The organism is Acinetobacter soli (assembly GCF_000760595.1).
GTDB classification, from domain to species: Bacteria; Pseudomonadota; Gammaproteobacteria; order Pseudomonadales; family Moraxellaceae; genus Acinetobacter; species Acinetobacter soli.
Genome location: NZ_BBNM01000014.1, coordinates 1 through 11,378, shown reverse-complemented (window position 1 = coordinate 11,378; position 11,378 = coordinate 1). Strand labels below are relative to the sequence as shown.

General features: G+C 41.4%; 6 protein-coding genes and 1 pseudogene. 1 reads left to right on the top strand and 6 read right to left on the bottom strand.

Translation table 11 applies throughout. The features are described 5' to 3' along the window. Positions 1-3 precede the first annotated feature (3 nt). The 6 genes and pseudogenes from hisIE to Aso01_RS13905 form a co-directional block, all read right to left on the bottom strand. A complete protein-coding gene (gene hisIE, locus Aso01_RS13930; protein WP_004932512.1) occupies positions 4-777 on the bottom strand; it encodes a bifunctional phosphoribosyl-AMP cyclohydrolase/phosphoribosyl-ATP diphosphatase HisIE in 774 nt (257 codons plus the stop codon). Between the two features lie 228 nt (positions 778-1,005). Continuing rightward, positions 1,006-2,625, bottom strand: a complete 1,620-nt coding sequence (locus Aso01_RS13925; protein WP_004932515.1) for an ABC1 kinase family protein — start codon at positions 2,623-2,625, stop codon at positions 1,006-1,008. 13 nt (positions 2,626-2,638) lie between these two features. Continuing rightward, on the bottom strand, positions 2,639-3,304 hold the full coding sequence (locus tag Aso01_RS13920; protein ID WP_004932518.1) for a ubiquinone biosynthesis accessory factor UbiJ: 666 nt from the start codon (positions 3,302-3,304) through the stop codon (positions 2,639-2,641). 13 nt (positions 3,305-3,317) lie between these two features. After that, on the bottom strand, positions 3,318-4,262 hold the full coding sequence (gene ubiE, locus Aso01_RS13915; protein WP_004932521.1) for a bifunctional demethylmenaquinone methyltransferase/2-methoxy-6-polyprenyl-1,4-benzoquinol methylase UbiE: 945 nt from the start codon (positions 4,260-4,262) through the stop codon (positions 3,318-3,320). A 170-nt stretch (positions 4,263-4,432) separates the two neighbouring features. Next, entirely contained in the window at positions 4,433-5,137 is a 705-nt protein-coding gene (locus Aso01_RS13910) for a DUF8198 family protein (RefSeq protein WP_004932524.1), read from the bottom strand. Between the two features lie 236 nt (positions 5,138-5,373). Continuing rightward, positions 5,374-6,191, bottom strand: a pseudogene (locus Aso01_RS13905) (IS5 family transposase); the annotation flags it as partial. Positions 6,192-6,698: 507 nt separating this feature from the next. Here Aso01_RS13905 and Aso01_RS16070 point away from each other — a divergent pair. Continuing rightward, positions 6,699-11,378: ESPR-type extended signal peptide-containing protein (locus tag Aso01_RS16070; RefSeq protein WP_052406678.1), on the top strand; the 4,680-nt coding region annotated here is incomplete at its 3' end.

The window sequence follows — 11,378 nt, the reverse complement described above, 5'->3', positions numbered from 1 at the left end:
CAGTTATCCTTTTATCCGATTGGCTTTTTCGACCAGACCCGATAGGCCTTGACGTCGTGCCAGTTCATTGAGTACCAATTCAGGACTGAGATCGAAATAGCCCAGCATGATAATGCTATGGAACCAAAGATCGGCTGTTTCATAAATTAAATCATTGCGCGTTGCATCACTTGGTTGGTGTGCAAACTCTTTAGCCGCCAGCAGGGTTTCAATATTTTCTTCACCCACTTTCTCTAAAATCTTGTTTAGGCCTTTTTGATACAGACTGGCCACGTAGGAGCTGTCTGCTTGTGCCTGCTTACGCGCTTGCATGAGCTGACCAAGGTAGGCAAGAACATCGATTTGATCATCGGTCTTGAGAGTGTCGTGTGGCTCTTGCTTGGCCGTTTCACCATAAATGGCGGTTGGATCTTTGAGCTGCGCATCAACGATTTCCCAGCCTTGCGGAGTCAGTACGCGATAAAAACAGGATTCACGGCCTGTATGGCAGGCAATGCCTCCGTGCTGCTCGATCTGTAAGATAATGACATCCGCATCACAGTCGAGACGAATTTCATACACGGTTTGAAAGTGCCCAGATTCTTCGCCTTTATGCCAAAGCTTTTGACGCGAACGTGAGAAATACACGGCCTGTTTTTTTTCTGCGGTTAAAGCCAAGGATTCACGATTCATCCAAGCGACCATCAAAATACGACCGGTTTGATGATGCTGCGCGATGGCTGGAATTAACCCTTGTTCGTTAAATTTTACTTCATCGAGCCATTGCACGTTGTTCATGAGACATCACCAATATGGAAATAGAAAAAGAGTTGTTGGTCATTTAAGACGGTTATAGTGTACGGCATCTGACCGGATTTGCGAAAAAAAACTCGATCTTTTGGCCAGATTCATGGTGAGCTTTACCGGCATATACGAAAAACTGGGCCATATGGCCCAGTCGGATTGGCGTACTTCATTAGGCAGATAGCGCTCATGAAGCAGCCTGCACGAGATTACGCCGTGCTTTTATTTGGTCACGCGCCAGAGCGCAATTAGTGTAGCCACGACAATTAAAGGAGCTGAGAAATACCACGGTGCAATCACCGCAATACTGAGTAAAATTGCAATCATGCTGCCAAAGATCCAGCTCCGCTTTTGTTGCTGTTCCATTTGCAAACGTAATTGCAGAATTTCACGCACCTGACGATCTTGCCATGCAGATTGATTTTTTAATCCGTTTAAACTGTCGATCATTAAGGTCGGGAGGTCATGCGCGCCCAATAACAGATCAGGAATTTGCTGACCCAGCGCCTTCATGTTTTTGACTGGATTCATTTCCGCTTTCACCCATTCAGTCAAAATAGGTTTGGCTAGTTTCCAGATATCCAGTTGTGGATACAAATCGGTGCCCAAACCTTCTACATGAACCAATGTTTTGAGCAGCAGCATTAGTTGAGGTGGAATTTCCAAACGAAAGCGTCGGGCAATATCCATCACCTGCAATAAAATACCGGCAAAGTCGAGCTGATCCATGGGTTTAGAGACCATCGGGCCCACGGTACGGCGCATTTCACGAGCCAAAGCATCCTGATCGGTGCCGGGAGGAATCCAGCCCGCTTGGTGTACAATCTGAATCAGCTGCATAAAGTTGCTGTTCATCACTGCCAGTAGCATGCGTGCAACGGTCATCTGATCCGATTTGGACAACTCGCCCATAATCGCACAATCGAGTCCAATGAAACGTGGATTACTTGGATTGAGGGTTTCAACAAAGACATTGCCAGGATGCATGTCGGCATGGAAAAAGTTGTCGCGGAAAACCTGTGTAAAGAAAATCGTGAGACCTTTTTCGGCCAGTTGTGCACGATCCATACCAAGGCGATCAAAGGTAGCGGTATCGGAAATCGGCACACCTGTAATGCGCTCGGCCACCATCACGTCGGTACTGTCCATATAAACTTCGGGCACATACATCATGCTTGAGCCCGTAAAGTTATGGCGCATGCGACGGGTATTGTCCGCTTCAAGTGTGAGATCCAGTTCATTGAGAATGATCTGACGGTAATCTTGAATAATTTCAGTTAAATGCAGTGCGCGTGCGGCCTCAATCCGGCTTTCGAGCCATTGACCAAGCCATGTGATAATTTCAAAATCTTGCAGAATCTGACTGCGAATATCGGGACGTGTGACTTTAACCACCACTTCTCGACCATCAAACAAAGCCGCGGTATGCACCTGTGCAATTGAGGCAGCGGCAAGGGGCTGTTCGTCAAAACGTGCAAAGAGTGTATTTACATCGGCTTTCAGCGCATTCTGGATCCGCTGTTTGGCAATCTGGGTATCAAATGGCTTAACCTGATCTTGTAATAATACCAATTGTGCCAAAATTTCAGGTGGAATTAGATCACGACGTGTCGAGAGCAATTGCCCCATCTTGATGGCCAGTGGCCCCATATCTTCAATGGCTTCTTTGAGCTTGAACGGATTTTTACGTTCACGGCTCGACCATGCGGCAGGATGTAGACGGATCAGATTAAGGGCATGGCGTGCTTTGGTAGGCAATTCTTCCGCAGGAAACAGGGTGTCGAGCCGATAGTGTGCAGCAATACGCCAGAGTTCGAGTAACCGTGAAACGTGCGGAACCATAGTCAGTTGTCACCTAATTGTTGGGTAGTATCTTGGTTTTAAGTTGTGAAAGTCTGGCTTCGAGTCGATCCAGCTCTTGATTCAATTTACGGGTTTGGCCTTGAAGCGCGTTCATTTGCCAGCGTGAAGCGAACAAACCGGTATCTTCTTTGAGTGCATCCTCAGCAAAAAATAATCCGCTTTCGACTGCACGTTTGAGGTGTTTGGGCACACCGCCGAGTTTGCCCAGTTCATGTGCAAGCGCAGGGCCAATCCACGGACTCAAATGTGATGCAAGGTCAGGTTCAGCTTCATTTAAAATACGCTGAATATCTTGCAACAGATGATAATCACCTTGAAGCGGTACATTACCGATCTGCTCTGGATCGCTGAGGAGCAATTTAAGGAGCGAGATGACATTGGGCACATGCAAGGTAGCGGTGGCGTCGATGACGCAGTGTTGTTGATCAAAAGGGCGCTGTTCAAAGATTGACGCTTTCTCGGCATGTCCTGTCACTGTAGGTTCAAGACGCACCTTGTGTTCATCAAAAAACACATCCACCGACAGCTGCGGACTGTCAATCACCACACGCAGCAGCTTGCCTTGAAGACGGTTGAGCTGGATGCGGGTAATGGCATCCAGATCGATAAAATGATGAATACAGCGTTCGATTGCACCTAGCGCAAGAATCGACCACATCAGATTACATCCTTTAAAGTTTGAATCCGCGGTGAACAGCTACAATACCGCCGGTCAGGTTGTGATAGTCGCAGTTTTTAAAGCCAGCCTGCTCCATCATACTTTTTAAGGTACGCTGATCAGGATGCATACGAATCGATTCGGCCAGATATTTATAGCTTTCGGCATCGTTGGCTACAAGTTTGCCCATGATTGGTAAGGCGGTAAATGAGTAAAAATCGTAAAGCTTTGAAAAAGGTTCAAAGACGGGTTTTGAAAACTCAAGGACCAACAGGCGACCACCCGGTTTTAGTACACGATACATCGCTTCAAGTGCGGCATCTTTATCGGTGACGTTACGTAAGCCAAAGCTGATCGTCAGCAGATCAAAGCTGTTGTCTGCAAAAGGTTCGAGTGTTTCGGCATTGGCCAGTACAAAATCTACATTGGTACAGCCTGCATCGAGTAAACGGTCACGCCCGACGTTAAGCATCGACTCATTGATATCGGAAAGTACAACACGTCCTTGAGGGCCGACTTCACGGCTAAACACTTTGGCAAGATCCCCAGTACCGCCCGCAATATCCAGCACATGCTGCCCACGGCGCACACCCGACATATTAATTGCAAAACGTTTCCACAAACGATGAATACCAAATGACATCAAGTCATTCATGATGTCGTATTTACTCGCCACGGAGTGGAACACTTCGGCCACTTTTTGGGCCTTATCTTCAGCTTTTACAGTTTGATATCCAAAGTGTGTGGTATCACCGACATTGCCTGTTTTACCTGCACCCCGTGGTAAATTGTATTTTGGTACATTACTGATCGGCGCATCGTTGAATTCTTGTTGTAACGACTGTTGTTGACCTTGTGGTGTGCCTTGAGGAAGTGGGCTATTCAGGAAAGGACTGGTACTGTCTGAACGTTGAGCCGGCTCAGTAGGAGTAGTGGGCGTTTGATTTTCGTTAGACATGATGTCGCTCCTGAATGTAAACACACATGATCAAATGATAATGGCTGTGCATGATGACAGAGTTTGGAGTTGTTTGACAGACGTCATCATGCAATTGTTATTAATACTATACATAAAATGCAGCAGTGCAAGCATGGCATGCACCCTGCTGAAAACGCAAGGAAAGCAGATCAATAAAATGGATCAGGATGCCCTGCATGAACCTTTTCAACAATCTCACGCTCTTTGTGGGTAAAGGCCTTGATAAACGCTTCAGCCGACTTCATGGGTTTCATGGCGCGAAAGCCTTCATCAATAAAGTGATACATCAACTCAAAGTTATGCTTCATGACTGGCCCTTTGGCCATTTTAAATGCGGTATACATTACAAATGAGCGCATATATTTATCAAGCGCTTTGCCCAGATCATCGAGTAAAGCCAACTGATGTAGTCGCTGCGCTTTCTGGTCGAGCTGAATTAAAGTTTGACGCATCATTTCGTCTGTAATGGGCGTGTCGACTGGATAGTCTTTAAGAAGTTGCAGTGCAATTTGTTCGTCTAATTCTAGCGCAAGAATGGCTAAACTAATCGATTGCGTCCCCGTTTTGATGGCATTGTCGGGCACCAGTTTTTCAATTTTGTGGGCATATTTGAGTAATCGTTCAATTTGAGCCGCCAGTGGATCAAAGTCGGGGCCACCATATAAACGATTTAAAAAATAATCTGTCATTAAGCGATATTGTGGTTGTTCAAACAGATCGGAATGGGTATGTATCATGCGGGCTTTGAGCCAGCTTTGTGCATCAAAAAGACGATCGCGCAAAATCGGATCATGATGATGCGCAAGCGCATGATACTGCTTTAATAAGTCATCAAATGGAGCAAGCTTGGACATAACGAACGTGCAAAAAGAACATATTTAGAAAAGCATACGTTGCTTTCATGAGTAGAGCTATGGCTATTCAATTTCTAAATTAAAAAAATAGTCCAACAATGACGTTTGTGCGTAAATTGATTTGGTAGGAATTTATAATGATTAAAAAAGCTATTTTTTTTTAAAAACTATTTAGCGGTAATTGGGTTCTATTGCATAAAGTATTTAAAGGTAAATTTCGTATGGGTAGCTAAAATTCAAGTGATAACTTGGGTGCGAGAACGATGTAACTCTGTAAATTTATCTAAAATTGCTATGAACTTCATTGACTTGACTTTAAAGGTTCATAGCACTGAATTTATCGCCTAGTAATTTGATGTAATCCATCTTGGTTTCGACTAAATTTCGGCAATGATAGTCTGATTATTTTTTTATAGTGTCCTGCCGAAAAGTTAACTGTTTGAAGTCATTCATTTCGCTCTCGTGAATGAACTCTATTATCTTAAAAAGACCCTGCATTTTTTCCTGAATGAAATCACTGCTTGTTCTTACCGATTTGGAATGACCTGACGAGATTGTTTATATCATTAGCTTTATCTGTATAGATTGAATCAATCTGCTCATCCAAGGGGAGATTTGATTAAATAAATCCCTCAAAATTTGTGAATCACTGACATTATTTTTTGTAAGCTGAACTGCTTGCATATGAAGGCTTTTGTCATTTATACCAATATGCAGTCTTACACTATTGACGACGATATTCGGGCTGACTTTTCTTGCTTATCCATTTACCTTCACCTAACTAAAAACTTTAAGCTAGTAGAGTTGAGAAGTAGGTGAACTCCATCACTACTTTTCTGATAGCTGATTACAGCATCAATATCCCTTTGTCTTATACAAATGACGGAATACGAATATCACTGATATTGGGAGCTATCCAATTTAAAGTCAAAGCTTAATGAGGCTTTGCAAAAAAACAGTGACCATAAGTAAAGAGACGAAATAGTGATTTGATCATAATGTAGCATTAAATAGCCACATCAGAATAAGTTTGATTTGGTCTGTGTTTGCCTTTTAGCTATGTATATCATTGAGTAGTCGCATCAAACTAGATCGAGAGATTTTGTCGATTAATTAGCGCTTAAATATAAGAATATCAATTGGTTGTGCGATAGATTTTAAGGGCGAGTTTATTTACTCCGAAATTATATTGCTTAATAAGTTATCAAAAATAGGTTTGTATGACTAAGCCTTTATCGTGTTAATTTTTAATAAAAAGATATTATTTTAAAACAAATATAAAAATTTAATTTAATTAACTCAAGTTGATTTTGTAACAATACGTATAATTGCTTTAAAACAGCAATATGCCCTTAAGTTTTTGTTTAAATTGAAAAAAATTTAATTAAACTCTTTGCTGTTTTCTGTGGTGAATTTTATGTAAATAAATAAAAATGTGATGTGATTGTCAATTTTTTTAATATATTATTTACACAAAGTATGCAAATCTTAACACAGTTTGTATAAGTAGTTAATTTATTGCAACTCACGTCACAATTTACTAATTTAGGGTAAAGTAAATATGAATCAAGTTTACAAGGTTGTTTGGAATGCATCTCTAGGTGCGTGGGTTGCGGTATCTGAACTAGCAAAAAACAAGACAAAAACAAGAACTGTTAAAAGTATTGCTGCTACTATTTTAATTGGTGTAGCTATTCCTGCTTACGCTGATGTCATAGCAGGAAATAATATTACAGTAACAGCTATAAATGGGGATACAAAAATTGAAACCACGGATAATCCAAATTTTAGTACCGTAACGGCAACTGGAACAATCAAAGGGCAAACCTTGGAATCTACGGGTGCTGCCACAGTAGGAAATGGATTAACTGTAACTGCTGGAACAACTTCACTTAAAGATACGACTGTAAATGGGGTACTTAACACAACGGGTGCGGTTAATGCAAATTCATTAAATGTAACCGGCAATACAACTGCAAGTAATATTACAGCTAGTGGAATAATCAAAGGTCAAACCCTAGAATCTACGGGTGCTGCAACGGTAGGAAATGGATTAACTGTAACTGCTGGAACAACTTCACTTAAAGATACGACTGTAAATGGGGTACTTAACACAACGGGTGCGGTTAATGCAAATTCATTAAATGTAACCGGCAATACAACTGCGAGTAATATTACAGCTAGTGGAATAATCAAAGGTCAAACCCTAGAATCTACGGGTGCTGCAACGGTAGGAAATGGTTTAACTGTAACCGCGGGAACAACTTCACTTAAAAATACCACTATAAATGGAACGCTAAGCACTTCAGGTATTGCTAGCTTAAATGGTGGTGCTAGTCTAAATAACAAAATTATTAATAATCTGGCGGCTGGTACAGTGGATACCGATGCTGCGAACTATGCACAGGTTAAAGCTGCTAAAACACAAATAGCTGCGAGTGGGAAAAATACAAGTATTACATCTACCACTGGTAGTGATGGTCAAACAATTTATACAGTCAATACGATTGATAATCCTAATTTTACAAGCGTAACAACAACTGGTGCGGTAACTGTAGGAAATGGTTTAACTGTAAACGGTGGAGCAACATCTCTCAAGAACACATCTGTAGATGGTACTTTAACGACTTCAGGTGTTGCTAGCTTAAATGGCGGTGCTGATTTAAATAGTAAACAGATTAAAAATTTAGCTTCAGCAACAACGGATGGTGATGCTGTTAATTTAGGTCAAATTAAGAGCTTACTGGGCGTAAATGATCCTAGCGTTACTTATAATGGTATTAAGTATTTCCGCACTAAATCTATAAATGCAGATGCGCAAGCAAATGGTGATGAATCAGTAGCTATAGGCCCTCAAGCAAAGTCAGATGGGTTGAGCGCTATTTCAATAGGAGATCAAGCATTAGCTTCTGCCGATTCGAGTATTAGTATTGGTAAGACAGCAAAAGCATCTGCCGCTGGCAGCATAAGTTTAGGTGAAAAATCTCTGGCTTATGGTCAAAACAATGTTGCTATTGGTAAAGAATCATCTGCTTTAGGTTTAAATAGCACTGCAATAGGTGCAACGACGGGAACTCCAAGAACACCACAATTGACAAGAGATACCAATAACAATAATCGTATTATTGCAGTGGATGGTATTCCTGTCACTACAGATCCAAATTCAACAGGTCAAAATATTTCGAATATTATAGCGATTAATAATACTCCTGTAACACCCGCTCAACTGAATAGCTTTATGAGTCTGTTAAGTAGTGGTGCCAATCTCTCTGCTGGTAAAAACAGTCTTACAGTAGGAACATCGAACATAGCGACAGGTGATTCAAGTGCCTCTATTGGGGCGATAAATGCTGCTACCGGAAATTCAAGTACTGCTGTTGGGTCAGGAAATAAAGCGATTGGTTCTTCTAGTATAGCGATTGGTGATAATAGTATTGCAAATGGGGGCGGTTCTACTGCAATTGGTAAACAGGCTTCTTCTAATCGACAAAATGCAGTTGCTATCGGTAGCGGAGCAACCGCTGATACTGATTATGGTATCTCGATTGGTCAAAATGCGGGTCAAGGTTCATCTCAAGGAGCGACAAATGATCGTGTCGAGCATGTTGCTATAGGCAAGAATGCTGGACAGAACGTAGTTGGAAATCAGAATATTGCGATTGGCAGTGGTGCTGGCTCAAATTTATCACCTGACAGCAATTCTAGTTCAGATAGTAATATTGCAATTGGTATTGCTGCTGGTAGTGGTATGAATGGTGACGATAATATTTCTGTGGGCCGTAACAGTAATATTAACGGTGGTGCAATCTCGCGCTCAATCACACTGGGATCTGAGACGAAAGGCTCTAGTCAGTCTGTGGTAGTTGGAAGTGCGTCGAAAGTAAACTCGGGAACTGATGCAACTATTGTCGGTTATAATGCTCAAGTAAATGGTTCAGGTGGTGTTGCCATAGGTTCAAATACTATAGCAGCAGCCAATAATGTTGCATTAGGAACAAATAGTAACGCCAGTCTGAATTCAACAAAAAATGCATATTTGGTGCCTGATACTATTGCAAACGTTGCAAGTGTTGGTTACAGCGTTGTCTCTGTAGGAAATGGAACCACAACCCGAAGAATTACCAATCTTGCCCCTGGTGGTAGTCCAACAGATGCTGTAAATGTCAGTCAGTTAACACAACTACATCAAGATGTATCGACCATACTTGGCTTGTCAGGTTCTACGGATAGTAAATTTGGCGACGTAAATGTTAATGGTACAAAATACTCAAGTCTTATTGCAGCGATTGCAGCTGGTACTAATGGCGGGGTATTACCAACTGGTTATTACGTGACTTATACCAATGCAGATCAGAATAATATTGTTCTTAGTTCAAACGGAGGACAGGGAACAACGATCAATAATGTTGCGACTGCAACGACAAATGATCAAGCTGTTAATTTAGGACAAGTAAAAGCCCTTACGAAAGATGCAACTGTTAAATATGTGTCAATTAATAGTACTGATGGTGCTAACATTTCAAGTGACCAAGCAGTGGCGAATAACTCACTGGCGATTGGACCAAGTACTGGTACATCTTCTACTGCTGAAAATAGTATTGCTTTGGGAAGTAATGTTCGTACAGAAGCTATTAATAGTATTGCAATCGGGAATGCTGGAACTAGAGCTAAAGGTAGTAATTCAATCGCAATTGGTAAAGAAAATACAACTATTGATATCAATAATATTGCATTAGGAACTCTAGTAAGTACTAAAGGAGCAGATAGTATTGGAATAGGCAAAAATGTACAGATAGATGCTACAAACAATACTACAAATTATGCTGTTGCGATTGGTAGTGAAGCAGAAGTACAAAATGCAGATCAAGCAATTGTCGTTGGCAGAAAAGCTATAGTAAGCGGCGATAATGGTATTGCATTTGGTAATCAAGCTCTTACTCAGGGTGAGCAAGGCATTGCAATAGGTAGATCTTCGCTTTCCTCCGCTCAAAATAGTACAGCAATTGGTAATAATGCACAGTCAACAGCTATCAATGCGAATGCTTTGGGCAACACAGCTAAGGCATCAGGACAAAGTGCTAATGCAATAGGTGATGGTGCAATTGCATCTGGTCAATATTCTACTGCGCTAGGTACCGCTTCAGCTTCAGCTGATAATACGATAGCTATTGGTAAGCAGGCAGAAACATCAGCACTTAATGCGATTGCTATTGGTACTGGTGCAAAATCTGAAGGTCAACAAGCAATTGCGCTTGGTCAACTCGCAAGAGCATATGATGAAAGTTCAATAGCAACAGGCACGGGTGCTAATGCCTACAAAAAGAATACGATTGCTACAGGTACAAACTCAAATGCTTATGCAGAAGCTTCTATTGCTCTGGGGGCTAATGCAACAGTCAACAATACGCACAATAATGCTGTAGCGCTAGGTAGTAATTCTATCTCAGGTGATTACAATCAAACCACCAAAAGTACGATTAATGGTAAAGAATATAGTTATGCAGGTGCAGGCACAAACTTATCGACCGTAAGTATTGGCGCTATAAACAAAGAACGTCAAATTATAAATGTTGCTGCCGGGCGTGTTTCATCAACTAGTACTGATGCAATTAATGGTAGTCAACTTTTTCAAACGAATGAAGAAATATCAAATTTAGCAAATAAAACTGCACAGGCATTAGGTGGAGGAGCTGTTTCTAATCAAGCAACTGGTGGTATATCTGCGCCAAGTTATACGGTTACAACAAATCCTGCAGGAAATGGTAGTAAAGTCACCGTAAATAATGTGGGTGCTGCGCTTTCAGCTTTAGATGGTGCTGTTAATCAATCGATCGGCTTTGCAGGAGATACGGGAAATAATGCTTCACGTAAATTAGGTGAAACTTTAAACTTAAAAGGCGGTGCATCTGGTACATTGACGACTAGTAATATAGGTGTTGTCGCAAATGGATCGAATCAACTTGATATTCGACTTGCTGAAAGTATTAATCTTGGAACCAATGGTAGCGTAACAACAGGTTCGAGCAGTATCAAAAACAATGAAGTAAAAGTGGGCTCAAACTCATTGACGAATAGTGGGTTAAATATTGGTAATGTTAATATTAACAGTACTGCTAACACAGTTGTAGGATTGAACAATACAACTTGGAATCCGGCAGGAACTTATAATAGTGGTCGTGCTGCAACTGAAGAACAATTACTTTCTGCGCAAAACCAACTGAATACGACATTGACCAATAAA